The 18,758-nt window shown below is 51.8% G+C and carries 14 protein-coding genes; 10 read left to right on the top strand and 4 right to left on the bottom strand.

What is annotated here, in order from left to right; genetic code table 11:
* Window positions 1–100 precede the first annotated feature (100 nt).
* The 3 genes from mtlA (at window position 101) to mtlR (ending at window position 3,979) form a co-directional block, all read left to right on the top strand.
* Window positions 101–2,014 (top strand): PTS mannitol transporter subunit IICBA, encoded by a 1,914-nt coding sequence (mtlA, locus tag AABJ99_RS00635; protein ID WP_039020884.1) that lies wholly within the window; start codon window positions 101–103, stop codon window positions 2,012–2,014.
* A gap of 229 nt (window positions 2,015–2,243) precedes the next feature.
* A complete protein-coding gene (gene mtlD / locus AABJ99_RS00630) occupies window positions 2,244–3,392 on the top strand; it encodes a mannitol-1-phosphate 5-dehydrogenase (protein WP_039020883.1) in 1,149 nt (382 codons plus the stop codon).
* Complete coding sequence (gene mtlR, locus AABJ99_RS00625) at window positions 3,392–3,979, top strand: mannitol operon repressor MtlR (protein ID WP_000228261.1); 588 nt, start codon at window positions 3,392–3,394, stop codon at window positions 3,977–3,979. The genes mtlD and mtlR overlap by 1 nt, the downstream gene beginning before the upstream one ends.
* Window positions 3,980–3,989: 10 nt before the next feature.
* Here mtlR and yibT read toward each other — a convergent pair whose 3' ends face one another.
* Window positions 3,990–4,199 (bottom strand): protein YibT, encoded by a 210-nt coding sequence (yibT, locus tag AABJ99_RS00620; protein WP_000517099.1) that lies wholly within the window; start codon window positions 4,197–4,199, stop codon window positions 3,990–3,992.
* Window positions 4,200–4,482: 283 nt separating this feature from the next.
* Between yibT and yibL the strand changes: the two genes are divergently transcribed.
* The 7 genes from yibL (at window position 4,483) to trmL (ending at window position 16,284) form a co-directional block, all read left to right on the top strand.
* Complete coding sequence (gene yibL / locus AABJ99_RS00615; protein ID WP_000665680.1) at window positions 4,483–4,845, top strand: YibL family ribosome-associated protein; 363 nt, start codon at window positions 4,483–4,485, stop codon at window positions 4,843–4,845.
* A gap of 563 nt (window positions 4,846–5,408) precedes the next feature.
* Complete coding sequence (locus AABJ99_RS00610; RefSeq protein WP_039020882.1) at window positions 5,409–6,092, top strand: DUF3251 domain-containing protein; 684 nt, start codon at window positions 5,409–5,411, stop codon at window positions 6,090–6,092.
* A 43-nt stretch (window positions 6,093–6,135) separates the two neighbouring features.
* Window positions 6,136–11,673 carry a YadA-like family protein gene (locus tag AABJ99_RS00605; RefSeq protein ID WP_338387473.1) on the top strand — a complete coding sequence of 1,846 codons (5,538 nt, stop codon included), beginning with the start codon at window positions 6,136–6,138 and terminating at the stop codon, window positions 11,671–11,673.
* A gap of 416 nt (window positions 11,674–12,089) precedes the next feature.
* Window positions 12,090–13,745: an L-lactate permease gene (gene lldP / locus AABJ99_RS00600; protein ID WP_001297977.1), complete on the top strand. Its 1,656-nt coding sequence runs from the start codon at window positions 12,090–12,092 to the stop codon at window positions 13,743–13,745.
* Window positions 13,745–14,521 (top strand): transcriptional regulator LldR, encoded by a 777-nt coding sequence (gene lldR / locus AABJ99_RS00595; RefSeq protein ID WP_001353574.1) that lies wholly within the window; start codon window positions 13,745–13,747, stop codon window positions 14,519–14,521. The genes lldP and lldR overlap by 1 nt, the downstream gene beginning before the upstream one ends.
* Window positions 14,518–15,708, top strand: a complete 1,191-nt coding sequence (gene lldD / locus AABJ99_RS00590) for a quinone-dependent L-lactate dehydrogenase (RefSeq protein ID WP_000586976.1) — start codon at window positions 14,518–14,520, stop codon at window positions 15,706–15,708. The genes lldR and lldD overlap by 4 nt, the downstream gene beginning before the upstream one ends.
* Window positions 15,709–15,810: 102 nt before the next feature.
* Window positions 15,811–16,284: a tRNA (uridine(34)/cytosine(34)/5-carboxymethylaminomethyluridine(34)-2'-O)-methyltransferase TrmL gene (trmL, locus tag AABJ99_RS00585; RefSeq protein WP_000932363.1), complete on the top strand. Its 474-nt coding sequence runs from the start codon at window positions 15,811–15,813 to the stop codon at window positions 16,282–16,284.
* A gap of 52 nt (window positions 16,285–16,336) precedes the next feature.
* Here trmL and cysE read toward each other — a convergent pair whose 3' ends face one another.
* The 3 genes from cysE to secB form a co-directional block, all read right to left on the bottom strand.
* On the bottom strand, window positions 16,337–17,158 hold the full coding sequence (gene cysE, locus AABJ99_RS00580) for a serine O-acetyltransferase (protein ID WP_001277561.1): 822 nt from the start codon (window positions 17,156–17,158) through the stop codon (window positions 16,337–16,339).
* 79 nt (window positions 17,159–17,237) lie between these two features.
* Entirely contained in the window at window positions 17,238–18,257 is a 1,020-nt protein-coding gene (gpsA, locus tag AABJ99_RS00575; protein ID WP_001076194.1) for an NAD(P)H-dependent glycerol-3-phosphate dehydrogenase, read from the bottom strand.
* Complete coding sequence (gene secB, locus AABJ99_RS00570) at window positions 18,257–18,724, bottom strand: protein-export chaperone SecB (protein ID WP_000003377.1); 468 nt, start codon at window positions 18,722–18,724, stop codon at window positions 18,257–18,259. Before secB ends, gpsA begins: the two co-directional genes overlap by 1 nt.
* Window positions 18,725–18,758: the final 34 nt, after the last annotated feature.

The following is an 18,758-nucleotide window of genomic DNA, read 5'->3' as shown; positions in this document are numbered from 1 at the left end:
TTCGCACTATCAACAAGGTCCGGCTACCTCTGCCGCCACATTAACAAAAAACCTCGGGCTTCCAGCCTGCGCGACAGCAAACATAAGAAGGGGTGTTTTTATGTCATCCGATATTAAGATCAAAGTGCAAAGCTTTGGTCGTTTCCTCAGCAACATGGTGATGCCAAATATCGGCGCGTTTATCGCGTGGGGTATCATCACCGCGTTATTTATTCCAACAGGGTGGTTACCGAACGAAACGCTGGCGAAGCTGGTCGGGCCGATGATCACTTATCTCCTGCCACTGCTGATCGGTTATACCGGTGGTAAGCTGGTAGGCGGCGAACGTGGCGGCGTAGTCGGTGCCATCACTACAATGGGCGTTATCGTCGGCGCAGATATGCCGATGTTCCTCGGTTCTATGATTGCAGGTCCGCTGGGCGGCTGGTGCATTAAGCACTTCGACCGCTGGGTAGACGGTAAGATCAAATCCGGTTTTGAGATGCTGGTGAATAACTTCTCCGCAGGCATCATCGGGATGATCCTCGCTATTCTGGCGTTCCTCGGCATTGGCCCGATTGTTGAAGCCCTGTCCAAAATGCTGGCTGCGGGCGTTAACTTCATGGTTGTCCATGACATGCTGCCGCTGGCGTCTATCTTTGTTGAACCGGCGAAAATCCTGTTCCTCAACAACGCCATTAACCACGGTATCTTCTCGCCGCTGGGTATTCAGCAGTCCCATGAACTGGGTAAATCCATCTTCTTCCTGATTGAAGCTAACCCAGGTCCGGGTATGGGCGTGCTGCTGGCGTACATGTTCTTTGGTCGTGGTAGCGCTAAACAGTCTGCGGGCGGTGCGGCAATCATCCACTTCCTGGGCGGTATCCACGAAATCTACTTCCCGTATGTGCTGATGAATCCGCGTCTGATTCTGGCCGTTATCCTCGGCGGTATGACTGGCGTGTTCACGCTGACTATCCTGGGCGGTGGTCTGGTTTCTCCGGCATCTCCGGGTTCTATCCTTGCTGTACTGGCAATGACACCAAAAGGTGCTTACTTCGCTAACATCGCGGGTGTGTGTGCGGCTATGGCAGTCTCCTTCGTTGTCTCTGCCATTCTGCTGAAAACCAGCAAAGTGAAAGATGAAGATGATATTGAAGCAGCAACGCGTCGTATGCAGGACATGAAAGCTGAGTCTAAAGGTGCGTCTCCGCTGTCTGCGGGCGATGTGACTAACGACCTGAGCCACGTCCGTAAAATCATCGTTGCCTGTGATGCCGGTATGGGTTCCAGTGCGATGGGCGCAGGTGTGCTGCGTAAGAAAATTCAGGATGCAGGTCTGTCGCAGATTTCTGTTACTAACAGCGCGATCAACAACCTGCCGCCAGATGTGGACCTCGTCATCACTCACCGTGACCTGACCGAACGCGCTATGCGTCAGGTTCCGCAGGCACAGCATATTTCGCTGACCAACTTCCTCGACAGTGGCCTGTACACCAGCCTGACCGAACGTCTGGTTGCTGCCCAGCGCCACACTGCAAACGAAGAGAAAGTAAAAGACAGCCTGAAAGACAGCTTTGACGATTCCAGTGCTAATCTGTTCAAGCTAGGCGCGGAGAACATCTTCCTCGGTCGCAAAGCGGCCACCAAAGAAGAAGCGATTCGTTTTGCTGGCGAGCAGCTGGTGAAAGGCGGTTACGTTGAGCCGGAATACGTTCAGGCGATGCTGGATCGTGAAAAACTGACCCCGACTTATCTGGGTGAGTCTATCGCGGTACCGCACGGTACGGTTGAAGCGAAAGATCGCGTACTGAAAACGGGCGTGGTGTTCTGCCAGTACCCGGAAGGCGTGCGCTTCGGTGAAGAAGAAGATGACATTGCCCGTCTGGTGATTGGTATTGCTGCCCGTAACAACGAGCACATTCAGGTTATCACCAGCCTGACCAACGCACTGGATGATGAGTCCGTCATCGAGCGTCTGGCGCACACCACCAGCGTAGATGAAGTACTGGAACTGCTGGCAGGTCGTAAGTAATCCAACCCCACTCTCTCCACATGGAGACGGTGGGGCTAATTGCCTGATGCGCTACGCTTATCAGGCCTACAAAACAAAGCACAATTTGTTGAATTTGCACGTTCTTGTAGGCCGGATAAGGCGTTTGCGCCGCATCCGGCGCGGCTCCTCTCCACATGGAGAGGGTTTGGGTGAGGGAAAAGCCTCACCCCAGCCCTCTCGGGTAAAAACATTGATGAAGGTTAATACTATGAAAGCATTACATTTTGGCGCAGGTAATATCGGTCGTGGCTTTATCGGTAAACTGCTGGCAGACGCAGGTATCCAACTGACGTTTGCCGATGTCAATCAGGTGGTACTTGATGCCCTGAATGCCCGTCATAGCTATCAGGTTCATGTAGTCGGTGAAACCGAGCAGGTAGATACCGTTTCCGGTGTTAATGCCGTCAGCAGCATTGGTGATGATGTCGTTGATCTGATTGCTCAGGTTGATTTAGTCACCACCGCCGTGGGCCCGGTTGTGCTGGAACGTATTGCTCCGGCAATCGCCAAAGGGCTGGTGAAACGTAAAGAACAAGGTAATGAATCCCCACTGAACATTATCGCCTGTGAAAACATGGTACGCGGCACCACGCAACTGAAAGGCCATGTGATGAACGCTCTTCCTGAAGAGGCCAAAGCGTGGGTCGAAGAACATGTTGGCTTTGTGGACTCTGCCGTTGACCGCATCGTACCGCCTTCCGCTTCGGCAACGAACGATCCGCTGGAAGTGACAGTCGAAACCTTCAGCGAATGGATTGTCGATAAAACCCAGTTCAAAGGTGCACTGCCGAACATCCCAGGCATGGAGTTAACCGACAACCTGATGGCATTTGTTGAGCGTAAACTCTTCACCCTGAATACAGGTCATGCTATAACCGCGTACCTCGGAAAACTGGCAGGTCATCAGACCATTCGTGACGCAATTCTCGACGAGAAAATCCGCGCGGTAGTAAAAGGGGCGATGGAAGAAAGTGGCGCTGTACTGATTAAGCGTTACGGTTTTGACGCGGACAAACATGCGGCGTACATCCAGAAAATCCTTGGTCGTTTTGAAAACCCGTATCTGAAAGACGATGTAGAGCGCGTAGGCCGTCAGCCGCTGCGTAAACTGAGTGCTGGCGACCGTCTGATCAAGCCACTGCTCGGAACGCTGGAATATGGTCTGCCACATAAAAACCTGATTGAAGGTATTGCCGCTGCAATGCACTTCCGCAGTGAAGATGATCCGCAGGCTCAGGAACTGGCAGCACTGATTGCCGACAAAGGCCCGCAAGCCGCACTGGCGCAGATTTCTGGCCTTGATGCTAACAGCGAGGTTGTATCCGAGGCGGTAACCGCTTATAAAGCAATGCAATAATGGTGGACCAGGCGCAGGACTCCCTGCGCCCGAATAACAGATTGTCAGATATGCAGGCAACAATGGAACAAACCCAGGCCTTTGAAAACCGTGTGCTTGAGCGTCTGAATGCTGGCAAAACCGTGCGAAGCTTTCTGATCACCGCCGTCGAGCTTTTGACCGAGGCGGTAAATCTTCTGGTGCTTCAGGTATTCCGCAAAGACGATTACGCGGTGAAGTATGCTGTAGAACCGTTACTCGACGGCGATGGCCCGCTGGGCGATCTTTCTGTGCGTTTAAAACTCATTTACGGGTTGGGTGTCATTAACCGCCATGAATATGAAGATGCGGAACTGCTGATGGCATTGCGTGAAGAACTAAATCACGACGGCAATGAGTACGCCTTTACCGACGACGAAATTCTTGGCCCCTTTGGTGAGCTGCACTGTGTGGCGGCGTTACCACCGCCGCCACAGTTTGAACCCGCAGACTCCAGTTTGTATGCAATGCAAATTCAGCGTTACCAACAGGCTGTGCGATCAACAATGGTCCTTTCACTGACAGAGCTGATTTCCAAAATCAGCTTAAAAAAAGCCTTTCAAAAGTAAGTCCTTTCGCTTACTTCTCCTCTACCTGTTTCGGCCGATAAAGCCGACGATAATACTCCAGACGTTGTAGATATAACGGCACGCTTTCATCAGGTATTCCGGACGGAATCGCATTGCGGGGAGGAAGTTTTTTCAGATACTCCCGGAACGCCTGGCTCGATGCCATGAAATCTACAGCTTTATCGATAAGAAGCGGAACGTTTTCACCTAATTTGCCCATGATGATATCTCCGTATTACCCCGCGCCGGAAATGCGCGGCCGCCAATTTTAGTTTAGATCCCGGTATAAATGACATTAAGGAAAACGTGCTCAATCCTCAATAATGATCCTCTTCTGTTGTCTATCTTTTTTCTTTAAATTTCCTAATTAATCAATAGATTGGGTGATTTTCAAACACATTAATGGTTACAATCTGGAACTATTACAATGCCATCTGTTGTGAACAAAGCACCTGGTCGCGCATACTAGAGGCTATAAATTTATCTCTATCAGAAGTCATCACATGAAAGAAGTCGAAAAAAACGAAATCAAACGTCTCAGCGATCGCTTGGACGCTATCCGCCATCAGCAGGCTGACCTGTCACTGGTTGAAGCCGCAGATAAATATGCCGAACTGGAAAAAGAAAAAGCCACGCTGGAAGCCGAAATTGCTCGCCTGCGTGAAGTTCACAGCCAGAAACTCAGTAAAGAAGCGCAAAAACTGATGAAAATGCCCTTCCAGCGCGCGATTACCAAAAAAGAGCAGGCTGATATGGGCAAGCTGAAGAAAAGTGTTCGCGGACTGGTAGTTGTGCATCCGATGACCGCGCTGGGCCGCGAAATGGGCCTGCAAGAGATGACCGGATTCTCTAAGACCGCATTTTAAGCTTCTATCTCGCCTAGCCTCTCACGATTCACTCGCTCCTGTTGGCACATGCAGGAGCCTGATACCAGATATCGGATATCTTTAACATTCTTATCACTATTGCTTCCATCTCACCGGCTCTTTGAAGCGCATATTACAGGCTAAATTCTGAAATTATGGTATGGAATAAAAAAGTGATATATAAGCGATAACAATGAATTAATACATATTAATGGCTGTAACAGGCATTAATTATTTATATTTATCGCTTAGAATCACAAACTTCCCAAGAAAACATCACCATGCTGAATATTAATATTTCTCCTGGTCGGTGTTTTCACCCGGTGAAACATTTGACATTGATTGACACCGATCATTAAAATCCGCGCGATTAATATTATTGGCTACAATCTGAAATTGTCTGACATTTAATGTCATATTCGCACTACCAATTAATACAACAATTAATAGAAAAAGTCTCTTATAAATTTATATAACGTATATTTTCCACTCGAATCATTCATAAAAAGGATGATTACGCCGTAACAGTTAACGTATCGGGATCATGAAAAGGAATTCACCCTATGAGCATCAAAAAAGCACTATTAAGCATGTTTATAACATTGCCACTCTGGGTATTGACTGGGTGTGACTATATTGAGAAAGCGAATCTGATCGACGATCTCGCCAAACAGCAAGAATTGCAAAAAAGTAAAATAGAGATTCTTGAAAAACAACAAGAACAATATAAAAGAAAGATAGAATTTATTGAAAATCAACAAATTAATATTGCAAACACCACTAAAGTGCTGGCAGGTGTAGTAAAGGCGGTCAAAGACAAACAGGACGAATTTGTCTTCACCGAATTTAACCCAGCACAAACAAAATACTTCATTTTAAACAATGGCTCGGTTGGTTTGGCAGGCCGGGTGCTGGCTATTGATGCGGTTGAAAATGGCAGCGTTATTCGTATTTCGCTGGTTAACCTTTTAAGCGTTCCCGTATCAAACATTGGCTTTCATGCAACATGGGGCAATGAAAGACCCACCGATGCCAAAGCGCTGGCGAAGTGGCAACAATTACTATTCAACACCACCATGAATTCCACCCTGCAATTAATGCCTGGTCAATGGCAAGACATTAACCTGACATTAAAAGGCGTTTCACCTAATAACCTGAAGTATCTGAAATTGTCCATCAATATGGCCAATCTCCAGTTCGACACTGTTCAACCTGCTGAAACTCAGCAGCGGAAAAACAAAAAATAAATGCAGCTTCTGCGCTTATATCAAGGAATAGAGAACATCAATAATGAACAAAATATTTAAAGTTATCTGGAATCCGGCGACGGGCAGCTATAGCGTTGCCAGCGAAACGGCGAAAAGTCGCGGAAAGAAGAGCGGGCGCAGTAAGCTGTTAATTTCTGCCCTGGTTGCGGGTGGGTTACTCTCACCCGTTGGGGCCTATGCTGAGGTTGCACTTGACGGTGGTAAAAGCGCAGAAGAAGCTGCAGGCGAAGCTCCACTGGGTGATAACTGGATTGCCATTGGTAAAGGTGCAATCGCAGCATCAAATACAATGAGTCCAGGGGCGCAAACAGGTACAGGAAGTGTTGCGATTGGGGCAAAAGCGAACTCCGGGGTGGGAAGTACTGCACTAGGCTTCTCAAGTAACGCGTCAGGAGAAAGATCGGTCGCCTTAGGGCAAGCAACGGTATCCACGGGTAGCCGCTCAATCGCCATCGGCAGTGCGGCTAAAGCGACCAGCGATTATACCCTTGCACTGGGGAATTCTGCTCAAGCTACAACTGAAGGCGCCATAGCGTTGGGCAAGGATACGGTAGCAAGTGCTATGGATGCACTTGCATTCGGGAGACTGGCAAAGGCGTCAGGAACTAACTCCATTGCCGCAGGTAGAGAGAGTACTGCTAGTGGTGAAGACAGCCTTGCAGTAGGTAGACTGTCCGTTGCCAGCGCCGCAAACGCGGTTGCAATCGGCGCAGAGACCAAGGCCGCTGAAAATGCAACGGCAGTGGGTACTGATGCGCAAGCAAATGGACTTAATAGTATCGCGTTGGGCTCCGGGAGTATTGCCGATGCCGACAACACGATTGCTCTGGGCAATCAAAGTCAGGCAGTAGCGGCTGGCGCAATTGCCATCGGTCAAGGGAATAAAGCTGACGGCGCAAATGCTATCGCGCTGGGTAATGGTAGTATTACAGGTGGTGTAAATGCTATTGCTCTTGGACAAGGCAGTTATGCCGGTTTAGAAAATGGCACTGCAATTGGTGCTCAAGCCAGTGCTCAGGGGAAAAATTCAGTTGCTCTGGGTGCTGGTTCTGTCGCGACTGAAGCGGATACTGTCTCCGTGGGTAACACAACAGTTCAGCGAAAAATTGTCAATATGGCAAAAGGTGATATCGACACTGACAGTACTGATGCCATCAATGGATCACAGCTTTATGCTATTAGTAAGTCAGTAGCGGATAATCTTGGTGGAGGAGCGACCGTCAATTCACAGGGCGTCGTGACTTCCCCAAATTACAGACTGAAAAATGGTATTTATGGCAATGTTGGCGACGCCTTAGCGGATCTAAACACGAATACGATACAATGGGACTCCCTTAAAAAGGGATATAGTGCGGCACATGGTACAGATGCCACCAGCAAAATCACTAACGTCACCGCTGGCGACCTTTCAGCCACCAGCACCGACGCCGTCAACGGCTCGCAGCTGAAAGCGACCAAGGACGATGTGGCGGCAAACACCACCAACATCACTAACCTGACGAGCGAAGTGGCTGGCAACACTACCAACATCACTAACCTGACCGATGCCGTAGATAGTCTCAATGATGATGCCCTGCTGTGGAATGGCACCGCGTTCAGCGCCGCTCACGGCACCGACGTCACCAGCAAAATCACCAATGTCACCGCTGGCGAACTCTCTGACACCAGCACCGACGCCGTCAACGGTTCTCAGCTGAAAGCGACCAAGGACGATGTGGCGGCAAACACCACCAACATCACTAACCTGACGAGCGAAGTGGCTGGCAACACCACCAGTATCACTAACCTGACTGATACGGTGACTAACCTCGGTGAAGACGCCCTGAAATGGGACGACGCCACAGGCGCATTCACCGCTGCACACGGCACTAACGCCACCAACAAAATCACTAACGTCACCGCTGGTGAGCTCTCTGACACCAGCACCGACGCCGTCAACGGTTCTCAGCTGAAAGCGACCAAGGACGATGTGGCGGCAAACACCACCAACATCACTAACCTGACGAGCGAAGTGGCTGGCAACACCACCAGTATCACTAACCTGACTGATACGGTGACTAACCTCGGTGAAGACGCCCTGAAATGGGACGACGCCACAGGCGCATTCACCGCTGCACACGGCACTAACGCCACCAACAAAATCACTAACGTCACCGCTGGTGAGCTCTCTGACACCAGCACCGACGCCGTCAACGGTTCTCAGCTGAAAGCGACCAAGGACGATGTGGCGGCAAACACCACCAACATCACTAACCTGACGAGCGAAGTGGCTGGCAACACCACCAGTATCACTAACCTGACTGATACGGTGACTAACCTCGGTGAAGACGCCCTGAAATGGGACGACGCCACAGGCGCATTCACCGCTGCACACGGCACTAACGCCACCAACAAAATCACTAACGTCACCGCTGGTGAGCTCTCTGACACCAGCACCGACGCCGTCAACGGTTCTCAGCTGAAAGCGACCAAGGACGATGTGGCGGCAAACACCACCAACATCACTAACCTGACGAGCGAAGTGGCTGGCAACACCACCAGTATCACTAACCTGACTGATACGGTGACTAACCTCGGTGAAGACGCCCTGAAATGGGACGACGCCACAGGCGCATTCACCGCTGCACACGGCACTAACGCCACCAACAAAATCACTAACGTCACCGCTGGTGAGCTATCTGACACCAGCACCGACGCCGTTAACGGTTCTCAGCTGAAAACCACTAACGATAACGTGGCGACTAACACCACCAATATCACTAATCTGACTGATACGGTGACTAACCTCGGTGAAGACGCCCTGAAATGGGACGATGCCGCAGGCGCATTTACCGCTGCACACGGCACTAACGCCACCAACAAAATCAGCAACGTACAAGCTGGCATAGTCTCCTCTGACAGCACTGACGCCATAAATGGCTCACAACTTTACGGTTTGGCTGATTCATTCACGTCCTATCTGGGTGGTGGTGCTGATATTAGCGATACAGGTGTATTAACCGGGCCAACCTATAGTATTGGCGGCACTGACTACACTAACGTCGGGGATGCTCTGGCTGCGATTAACACTTCATTTAGTGATTCTCTCGGTGATGCTCTGCTCTGGGATACAACCGCAGGCAAATTCAGCGCCAAACACGGCATTAATAATGATCCCAGTGTAATCACTGATATTGCAAACGGTGCAGTCTCGTCCACCAGTAGCGACGCTATTAACGGTTCACAGCTTTATGGCGTTAGTGACTACATTGCCGATGCTCTGGGCGGGAACGCTGTGGTGAATGCGGATGGCAGTATCACCGCACCGACTTATGCCATCGCTGGCGGCAGTTACAGCAACGTTGGTGACGCACTGGAAGCGATCGATACCACGCTGGATGACGCCCTGCTCTGGGATGCAACAGCCAATGACGGTGCTGGTGCATTCAGCGCCGGTCGTGGGGTAGATAACACTGCCAGTAAGATTACTAACGTCGCAAATGGTGCAATCTCTGCCACCAGCAGCGACGCGATTAACGGCTCACAACTCTATACCACTAACAAATATATCGCTGATGCTCTGGGCGGTGATGCAGAAGTTAACGCTGACGGTACTATCACTGCGCCGACTTACACCATTGCAAATGCCGAGTACAACAATGTCGGTGACGCTCTGGATGCGCTTGATGAGAACGCGCTGCTGTGGGATGCGACCGCCAATAACGGCGAAGGGGCTTACAACGCCAGTCATGACGGCAAGGCCAGCATTATCACAAACGTTGCTGATGGTAACATTGGTGAAGGTAGCACCGATGCTATCAACGGTTCTCAGCTGTTTAACACCAATATGCTGATCCAGCAGAACAGCGAAGTCATCAATCAGCTTGCCGGTAACACCAGTGAAACCTACATCGAAGAAAATGGTGCAGGTATTAACTATGTGCGTACCAATGACACCGGTTTAACCTTCACCGATGCCAGCGCAGCAGGTATTGGCTCTACCGCTGTGGGTTATAACTCTGTTGCCAAAGGCGATAGCAGCGTGGCCATGGGTTATAACTCTGTTGCTTCCAAAGCCAGCAGCGTAGCCATCGGTCAGGACAGCTACAGTGACGTTGATACAGGTATCGCTCTTGGTAGCAGTTCCGTTTCCAGCCGTGTAATAGTTAAAGGTTCTCGTGACACCAGCGTGTCGGAAGAAGGTGTTGTGATTGGTTATGACACAACTGACGGTGAACTGCTTGGCGCATTATCAATTGGTGACGATGGTAAATATCGTCAAATCATCAATGTTGCCGATGGTTCTGAAGCCCATGACGCCGTTACGGTTCGCCAGTTGCAGAATGCCATTGGTGCGGTCGCAACCACGCCGACTAAATACTTCCACGCTAATTCAACGGAAGAAGATTCACTGGCAGTAGGTACTGACTCGCTGGCAATGGGTGCGAAAACCATTGTGAATGGCGATAAAGGTATTGGTATCGGTTATGGTGCCTATGTGGAGGCCAATGCACTTAACGGCATTGCCATCGGTAGCAATGCGCAAGTCATTCATGTCAACAGTATTGCGATAGGTAATGGTTCTACGACCACTCGTGGCGCTCAAACCAATTACACCGCCTACAATATGGATGCACCGCAGAACTCTGTGGGTGAATTCTCCGTAGGTAGCGAAGACGGTCAACGTCAGATCACCAACGTCGCGGCTGGTTCGGCTGATACCGATGCGGTCAACGTGGGTCAATTGAAAGTAACGGATGCGCAGGTTTCCCAGAATACCCAGAGCATTACTAACCTGAACAATCAGGTGACGAATCTGGATACTCGCGTTACCAATATCGAAAACGGTATTGGCGATATCGTAACCACAGGTAGCACCAAGTACTTCAAGACCAACACCGATGGCGTAGATGCTAACGCCCAGGGTAAAGACAGTGTGGCGATTGGTTCTGGATCCATTGCTGCCGCTGACAACAGCGTCGCTCTGGGTACAGGCTCCGTGGCCAACGAAGAAAACACAATCTCTGTGGGTTCTTCTACCAACCAGCGCCGTATCACCAACGTTGCTGCCGGTGTTAATGCCACCGATGCGGTTAACGTTTCGCAGCTGAAGTCTTCTGAGGCAGGCGGCGTTCGTTACGACACCAAAGCTGATGGTTCTATAGACTACAGCAACATCACTCTCGGTGGTGGTAATGGCGGTACGACTCGCATCAGCAACGTCTCCGCTGGCGTCAACAACAACGACGCAGTGAACTATGCACAGTTGAAGCAAAGTGTGCAGGAAACGAAGCAATACACCGATCAGCGCATGGTTGAAATGGATAACAAACTGTCCAAAACCGAAAGCAAGTTGAGCGGTGGTATCGCTTCCGCAATGGCAATGACCGGTCTGCCGCAGGCTTACACGCCGGGAGCCAGCATGGCCTCTATTGGTGGTGGTACTTACAACGGTGAATCGGCTGTTGCTTTAGGTGTGTCGATGGTGAGCGCCAATGGTCGTTGGGTCTACAAATTACAAGGTAGTACCAATAGCCAGGGTGAATACTCCGCCGCACTCGGTGCCGGTATTCAGTGGTAATGATCCATTAATGAATGGGTAAACGCCAAATTGCGTGATGCGCTACGCTTATCAGACCTACGGGATGATTCAGCACATTCCTGTAGGCCGGATAAGGCGTTCACGCCGCATCCGGCAAGATAAGACGCACCAGATCAATAATCTGAGGGCAATTCCCTGATGGGAATTGCCCTTTTCTTTACAGATATCTCCCTCACTCCAAATTGGCCCTACCAATTCTTCGCTTATCTGACCTCTGGTTCACAGTTCCCCAATTAAAACTCACATCAATGTTGCCAATACATAACATTTAGTTAACTATTCATTGTCATTATCCCTACACAACACAATTGGCAGTGCCACTTTTACACAACGTGTGACACGGAGATGAGCAACAGACTCATCACGCGGCGTGTGTGGACTGCAGGAGACCTGCAATGAATCTCTGGCAACAAAACTATGATCCCGCCGGGAATATCTGGCTTTCCAGCCTGATAGCATCGCTTCCCATCCTGTTTTTCTTCTTTGCGCTGATTAAGCTCAAACTCAAAGGTTATGTCGCCGCCTCATGGACGGTGGCAATCGCCCTTGCCGTGGCTTTGCTGTTCTATAAAATGCCGGTCGCTAACGCGCTGGCCTCGGTGGTTTATGGCTTCTTCTACGGTTTGTGGCCCATCGCGTGGATCATTATTGCAGCGGTGTTCGTCTATAAGATCTCGGTGAAAACCGGGCAGTTTGACATCATCCGCTCGTCTATTCTTTCGATAACCCCTGACCAGCGTCTGCAAATGCTGATCGTCGGTTTCTGTTTCGGCGCTTTCCTTGAAGGAGCCGCAGGCTTTGGCGCACCGGTAGCAATTACCGCCGCATTGCTGGTCGGCCTGGGCTTTAAACCGCTGTACGCCGCCGGGCTGTGCCTGATTGTTAACACCGCGCCAGTAGCATTTGGTGCGATGGGTATTCCGATTCTGGTCGCCGGGCAGGTAACAGGCATCGACAGCTTTGAGATTGGCCAGATGGTGGGGCGTCAGCTACCGTTTATGACCATTATCGTGCTGTTCTGGATTATGGCGATTATGGACGGTTGGCGCGGTATCAAAGAAACCTGGCCTGCGGTCGTGGTTGCGGGCGGCTCGTTTGCCATCGCTCAATACCTCAGCTCTAACTTTATTGGGCCAGAACTGCCAGACATTATCTCTTCGCTGGTATCGCTGCTCTGCCTGACACTGTTCCTCAAACGCTGGCAGCCGGTGCGCGTATTCCGTTTTGGTGATTTGGGGGCGTCACAGGTTGATATGACGCTGGCCCACACCGGTTACACCGCGGGTCAGGTATTACGTGCCTGGACACCGTTCCTGTTCCTGACCGCTACCGTAACACTGTGGAGTATCCCGCCGTTTAAAGCCCTGTTCGCATCGGGTGGCGCGCTGTATGAGTGGGTGATCAATATTCCGGTGCCGTACCTCGATAAACTGGTTGCCCGTATGCCGCCAGTGGTCAGCGAAGCGACAGCTTACGCCGCCGTGTTTAAGTTCGACTGGTTCTCTGCTACCGGTACCGCCATTCTGTTTGCTGCCCTGCTCTCGATTGTCTGGCTGAAGATGAAACCATCTGACGCTATCAGCACCTTCGGCAGCACCCTAAAAGAACTGGCTCTGCCTATCTACTCCATCGGTATGGTGCTGGCATTCGCCTTTATTTCGAACTATTCCGGACTGTCATCAACACTGGCGCTGGCACTGGCGCACACCGGTCATGCATTCACCTTCTTCTCGCCGTTCCTCGGCTGGCTTGGTGTCTTCCTGACCGGATCGGATACCTCATCTAACGCCCTGTTCGCCGCGCTGCAAGCCACTGCAGCACAACAAATTGGCGTTTCTGACCTGTTGCTGGTTGCTGCCAACACCACCGGTGGTGTCACCGGCAAAATGATCTCGCCGCAATCTATCGCTATCGCCTGTGCGGCGGTTGGCCTGGTGGGCAAAGAGTCTGATTTGTTCCGCTTTACTGTCAAACACAGCCTGATCTTCACCTGTATGGTGGGCGTGATCACCACGCTTCAGGCTTATGTCTTAACGTGGATGATTCCTTAATGATTGTTTTACCCAGACGCCTGTCAGACGAGGTTGCCGATCGTGTGCGGGCGCTGATTGATGAAAAAAACCTGGAGGCGGGCATGAAGTTGCCCGCTGAACGTCAACTGGCGATGCAACTCGGCGTATCGCGTAATTCACTGCGCGAGGCGCTGGCAAAACTGGTGAGCGAAGGCGTGCTGCTTAGTCGACGCGGCGGCGGGACGTTTATTCGCTGGCGTCATGACACATGGTCGGAGCAAAACATCGTCCAGCCGCTGAAAACGCTGATGGCCGATGATCCGGATTACAGTTTCGATATTCTGGAAGCCCGCTACGCCATTGAAGCCAGCACCGCATGGCATGCGGCAATGCGCGCCACACCTGGCGAAAAAGAGAAAATTCAGCTTTGCTTTGAAGCAACGCTAAGTGAAGACCCGGATCTCGCCTCACAAGCGGACGTTCGTTTTCATCTGGCGATTGCCGAAGCCTCACATAACATCGTGCTGCTGCAAACCATGCGTGGTTTCTTCGATGTCCTGCAATCCTCAGTGAAGCATAGCCGTCAGCGGATGTATCTGGTGCCCCCGGTTTTTTCACAACTGACCGAACAACATCAGGCTGTCATTGACGCCATTTTTGCCGGTGATGCTGACGGGGCGCGTAAAGCAATGATGGCGCACCTTAGCTTTGTTCACACCACCATGAAACGATTCGATGAAGATCAGGCTCGCCATGCACGCATTACCCGCCTGCCTGGTGACCATAATGAGAATTCGAGGGAGAAAAACGCATGATTATTTCCGCAGCCAGCGATTATCGCGCCGCAGCACAACGCATTCTGCCGCCATTCCTGTTCCACTATATGGATGGGGGAGCATATTCTGAATACACCCTGCGCCGCAACGTGGAAGATTTGTCAGAGGTGGCGCTGCGCCAGCGAATTCTGAAAAACATGTCCGACTTAAGCCTGGAAACGACGCTGTTTAATGAGAAATTGTCGATGCCGGTGGCGCTAGGTCCGGTAGGTTTGTGTGGCATGTATGCGCGACGCGGCGAAGTTCAGGCCGCAAAAGCGGCGGATGCACATGGCATTCCGTTTACTCTCTCGACCGTTTCTGTTTGCCCAATTGAAGAAGTCGCCCCCGCCATCAAGCGTCCGATGTGGTTCCAGTTATATGTGCTGCGCGATCGCGGCTTTATGCGTAACGCGCTGGAGCGTGCAAAAGCGGCAGGCTGTTCAACTCTGGTCTTCACTGTGGATATGCCAACGCCTGGTGCGCGTTACCGTGATGCGCACTCTGGAATGAGCGGCCCGAACGCGGCAATGCGCCGCTACTTGCAGGCGGTAACGCATCCGCAATGGGCGTGGGATGTGGGCCTGAATGGTCGTCCGCATGATCTCGGTAATATCTCGGCTTATCTCGGCAAACCGACCGGACTGGAAGATTACATCGGCTGGCTGGGGAATAACTTCGATCCTTCTATCTCATGGAAAGACCTTGAGTGGATCCGCGATTTCTGGGATGGCCCGATGGTGATCAAAGGGATCCTCGACCCAGAAGATGCGCGTGATGCGGTACGTTTTGGCGCAGATGGCATTGTGGTTTCTAACCACGGTGGCCGCCAGCTGGACGGTGTACTCTCTTCTGCCCGTGCGTTGCCTGCTATTGCAGATGCGGTGAAAGGTGATATCGCCATTCTGGCAGATAGCGGCATTCGTAACGGGCTTGATGTCGTGCGTATGATTGCACTCGGTGCCGATACTGTACTGCTGGGTCGTGCTTTCCTGTATGCGCTGGCAACGGCGGGCCAGGCGGGCGTGGCAAATCTGCTGAATCTGATCGAAAAAGAGATGAAAGTGGCAATGACACTGACTGGCGCAAAATCGATCAGTGAAATTACGCAAGATTCGCTGGTGCAGGGGCTGGGTAAAGAGTTGCCTGCGGCGCTGGCTCCGATGGCGAAAGGGAATGCCGCATAGTCGTTTCCCCCTCGCCCCTCCGGGGAGAGGGCCGGGGTGAGGGGAAAAGGCCGCACCACTTCTCAATTTTCTGCTATCCTGCCCCCGCACTAAGGGGGCAGTATGCTAAACATCGTACTTTACGAACCAGAAATTCCGCCAAACACTGGCAACATCATCCGTCTTTGCGCCAACACCGGCTTTCGCCTGCATATCATCGAACCGATGGGATTTGCCTGGGACGATAAGCGCCTGCGCCGTGCGGGGCTGGACTACCACGAATTTACCGCCGTTACGCGCCATCATAACTATGCCGCGTTTCTTAAGGCTGAAAACCCGCAGCGTCTGTTTGCCCTCACCACGAAAGGTACGCCTGCTCACAGCGCCGTAAGTTACCAGGATGGCGACTATCTGATGTTTGGCCCGGAAACGCGCGGCCTGCCCTCAAGCATTCTTGATGCCCTGCCCGCTGAACAAAAAATTCGTATTCCAATGGTGCCGGACAGCCGCAGCATGAACCTGTCCAATGCGGTGTCGGTCGTGGTGTATGAAGCCTGGCGGCAGTTGGGGTATCCGGGAGCGGTGTTGAGAGATTAGTTACTGTATGCCGGATAGATGATTACATCGCATCCGGCACAATCACAGGACGTCAGATCCCATCCCCATACTCAAAGGTATGGTTAATACCGTTGAAATGTTGATCCATATCCATTGATGGTTTATCGCTGTCTGGTTTACCGACAATGCGTGCCGGAACGCCAGCGGCGGTGGTATGTGGCGGCACCGGTTGCAGCACCACGGAACCTGCGCCAATCTTCGCACCGCGCCCAACTTCAATATTGCCGAGAATTTTCGCGCCTGCGCCAATCATCACGCCTTCACGAATTTTCGGGTGACGGTCGCCGCCAGATTTTCCCGTACCGCCAAGGGTAACGGATTGCAGAATCGACACGTCATTTTCAATCACCGCAGTTTCACCCACAACGATGCCCGTCGCGTGGTCGAGCATGATACCGCGACCAATTTTTGCCGCCGGATGAATATCCACCTGGAACGTCACAGATACCTGGTTTTGCAGAAAAATAGCCAGCGCGCGACGGCCCTGATTCCACAGCCAGTGACCGATGCGATACGCCTGCAAGGCGTGAAAACCTTTCAGATATAACAATGGGGTTGAGTATTTATCGACTGCCGGGTCGCGGGTACGCACTGCCTGAATATCACAGGCCGCAGAAGCGATCATTTCCGGGTCGGCGGCGTAGGCTTCTTCCACCACTTCACGGATAGCAATGGCAGGCATAATTGGCGATGACAGCTTGTTCGCCAGCATGTAACTCAGTGCACTCCCCAGGTTTTCGTGCTTGAGTAGCGTTGCGTGGTAAAAACTGGCCAGCATTGGCTCACAGTCCGCCAGCGTTCTGGCTTCAGCTTTAATATTGTTCCAGACAATTTCCAGTTCTTCACACGACATTGCTTACTCCACACGATAAGATAATGACCGGCCCGTTCTGCGCGGGCCGGGTCATAGCGGTAACAAAGGTTCCCTGGGTTTAGTGGCTGCTGCGCTCGTCCTTGCGTGCACGACCTAGTAAAGTCAATGCTGCCTCGCGCGCGTTTTTTCCGCAATATAATACTTGATAAATTTCCTCGGTTATTGGCATTTCAACGCCGAAGCGATGCGCCAGTTCGCGGACTTCTTTCGTATTGCGGTAGCCTTCCACCACCTGACCAATTTTCTCCTGCGCGCTTTGTACATCCATGCCCTGACCGAGCATCATGCCAAAACGGCGGTTACGCGACTGGTTGTCGGTACAGGTAAGTACCAGATCACCCAGCCCCGCCATGCCCATAAAGGTGGCAGGATCGGCCCCCAGCGCCGCGCCAAGACGCGACATTTCAGCCAGACCTCGAGTGATCAGCGCCGTACGCGCATTCGCACCAAAACCGATACCGTCGGACATCCCCGCGCCAATGGCAATAACGTTTTTCACCGCGCCGCCAAGTTGCACGCCAATGAAATCCGGGTTGCTGTAAACGCGGAAACTTTTACCACAGTGCAGCAACTGCTGAAGATCATCAGCAAAGGTTTGGTCGGTAGAGGCCAGCGAAATGGCCGTCGGTAAACCTGCCGCCAGTTCTTTCGCAAACGTTGGGCCAGAGATAACCGCCAGCGGAATTTGATCGCCTAACGCCTCACGCGCCACGTCCTGTAACAGACGTCCGGTTTCCGCTTCCAGCCCTTTGGTCGCCCACACCAGCCGCGCATCAGGACGCATCAGCGGTTTAATCTGGCGCAGCACTTCCCCAAAGACATGGCTGGGTACGACGACGAGAATATTACGGCTGGCTGCCAGTGCGGTAGCGAGATCGCTTTCAAGATGGAGCGTATCGGGAAAAGGCACATCGGGGAGAAACGCGGCGTTACAGCGGTCGCGTTCAAGCGTCGCGATATGTTCAGGGTCATGGCCCCAGAGAACAACCTCGTGGCCATTTCTTGCCAGGGTGATGGCAAGAGCAGTGCCGTACGAGCCGGCACCGATCACAGTCATTGAAGCATTACGTTGGTTCATCAGGCATCCTGATGTTCTTCAGTACCTTCGCCAGCCTGCTGCTGCAAATAGTTCATGAACAGCGCATCGAAGTTAACCGGCGCAAGGTTCAGTTGCGGGAATGTACCGCGGGATACCATGCTGGTGATGCACTCACGAGCATACGGGAACAGAATGTTCGGGCAGTACGCGCCCAGGCAATGTGCCATCTGGGTGCCTTCGATACCCGCGATGGAGAAAATACCGCCCTGCTGAACTTCGCACAGGAACGCAGTTTCTTCGCCCAGGGATGCCGTTACGGTAACACGCAGTACCACTTCGTAAACGTCATCTGCCAGTTGAGAAGATGCCGTATCCAGATCAAGTTTAACTTCTGGCTGCCAATCTTTCTGGAAAACGTGCGGCGCATTCGGCGCTTCGAAAGAGATATCCTTGGTATAAATACGTTGGATCTGGAAAGTCATTTCAGTGTTGTTTTGTTCTGACATGTGTCGAAAACCCTTAAGTGTTGTCCTTAAATAC

The sequence above is a fragment of the Escherichia coli genome, assembly GCF_036503815.1.
In the GTDB taxonomy this organism is placed as follows: domain Bacteria; phylum Pseudomonadota; class Gammaproteobacteria; order Enterobacterales; family Enterobacteriaceae; genus Escherichia; species Escherichia coli_F.
The sequence above is the reverse complement of the archived record's forward strand: the minus strand, read 5'-3'. Positions and strand labels throughout refer to the sequence as shown.

Bases quoted from the DNA above. Each gene is read 5' to 3' on its own strand.
- gpsA (WP_001076194.1), bottom strand. From the start codon at position 18,257: ATGAACCAACGTAATGCTTCAATGACTGTGATCGGTGCCGGCTCGTAC.
- lldD (WP_000586976.1), top strand. From the start codon at position 14,518: ATGATTATTTCCGCAGCCAGCGATTATCGCGCCGCAGCACAACGCATT.
- cysE (WP_001277561.1), bottom strand. From the start codon at position 17,158: ATGTCGTGTGAAGAACTGGAAATTGTCTGGAACAATATTAAAGCTGAA.
- AABJ99_RS00610 (WP_039020882.1), top strand. From the start codon at position 5,409: ATGAGCATCAAAAAAGCACTATTAAGCATGTTTATAACATTGCCACTC.
- secB (WP_000003377.1), bottom strand. From the start codon at position 18,724: ATGTCAGAACAAAACAACACTGAAATGACTTTCCAGATCCAACGTATT.
- trmL (WP_000932363.1), top strand. From the start codon at position 15,811: ATGCTAAACATCGTACTTTACGAACCAGAAATTCCGCCAAACACTGGC.
- mtlR (WP_000228261.1), top strand. From the start codon at position 3,392: ATGGTGGACCAGGCGCAGGACTCCCTGCGCCCGAATAACAGATTGTCA.
- lldR (WP_001353574.1), top strand. From the start codon at position 13,745: ATGATTGTTTTACCCAGACGCCTGTCAGACGAGGTTGCCGATCGTGTG.
- yibL (WP_000665680.1), top strand. From the start codon at position 4,483: ATGAAAGAAGTCGAAAAAAACGAAATCAAACGTCTCAGCGATCGCTTG.
- yibT (WP_000517099.1), bottom strand. From the start codon at position 4,199: ATGGGCAAATTAGGTGAAAACGTTCCGCTTCTTATCGATAAAGCTGTA.
- mtlD (WP_039020883.1), top strand. From the start codon at position 2,244: ATGAAAGCATTACATTTTGGCGCAGGTAATATCGGTCGTGGCTTTATC.
- AABJ99_RS00605 (WP_338387473.1), top strand. From the start codon at position 6,136: ATGAACAAAATATTTAAAGTTATCTGGAATCCGGCGACGGGCAGCTAT.
- lldP (WP_001297977.1), top strand. From the start codon at position 12,090: ATGAATCTCTGGCAACAAAACTATGATCCCGCCGGGAATATCTGGCTT.
- mtlA (WP_039020884.1), top strand. From the start codon at position 101: ATGTCATCCGATATTAAGATCAAAGTGCAAAGCTTTGGTCGTTTCCTC.